This window comes from Halorubrum sp. AJ67, assembly GCF_000513435.1.
In genome coordinates this window covers 435,232-435,958 of the sequence record NZ_CBVY010000002.1, presented here as the reverse complement: position 1 = coordinate 435,958, position 727 = coordinate 435,232, and the positions used below count along the sequence as shown (strand labels likewise).

Sequence of the window (727 nt, the reverse complement as noted above, 5' to 3'; positions counted from 1 at the left end):
CCGTCGGCCTTCACGGGCGTCGCGCCGGGCGCGGCGTCGGCGATCTCGGAGACGGTCTCCGTGTCGTACCCGAGGTACCGGTCCGACCGCTCGCGCTCCGGCACCAGCCCGAGCGGCCAGTCGCCGTCTCCCGCCCCCTCGATCGCGGCCACCGGGTCCTCCGTCACGCGGACCGCGGCGACCCGATCGTCGAAGATCGGTATCCGAACGCTCGCGGTCACCACCGCCCGGTCGAGCCGGTCCGCGAGCGCGAACAGCGTCGACTTCTTGCCGCCCGCCCCGACGACGCAGACGGTCGCGTCGCGGGCGTCGAGCGCGGTCGTCAGGTTCATGCCCGTTCGTTCGATCGCGACGGGCCTCACTCTGACGGTCAGCGCGGTAGGAACGGCGATCTCGTCAGCGAACAGATTGATACGTCTCGCTCGCGCAGCAAATCTCGATGAGTCGCACCCGCGACCGAGTCCTCCGGGTCGACCTCTCGACCGGCGAGACCGCGCGCGAGCGCGTCCCGAACGGGTGGCGACGCGACTACCTCGGCGGAAAGGGGCTCGGCGCGCGCTACCTCTACGAGGAGCTGTCCCCGGGGACGGAGCCGACGGGACCGGCGAACCGCCTCGGCTTTTTCGTCGGCCCGCTCGCGGGGTACCTCCCGGCCGAGACGCGGTACGCCACGGTGACGAAGTCCCCGCTCACCGGGGGGTTCCTCGACTCGTACGCCGGCGGCCCG

General features: G+C 72.4%; 1 protein-coding gene and 1 pseudogene. One reads left to right on the top strand and one right to left on the bottom strand.

The annotated features are described in order from the left end of the window. Window positions 1-332 (bottom strand): annotated as a pseudogene (locus BN903_RS03800) (putative selenium-dependent hydroxylase accessory protein YqeC); the annotation flags it as partial. 107 nt (window positions 333-439) lie between these two features. Here BN903_RS03800 and BN903_RS03795 point away from each other — a divergent pair. After that, on the top strand, window positions 440-727 hold a 288-nt coding region (locus BN903_RS03795; RefSeq protein WP_048076431.1), incomplete at its 3' end, for an aldehyde ferredoxin oxidoreductase N-terminal domain-containing protein.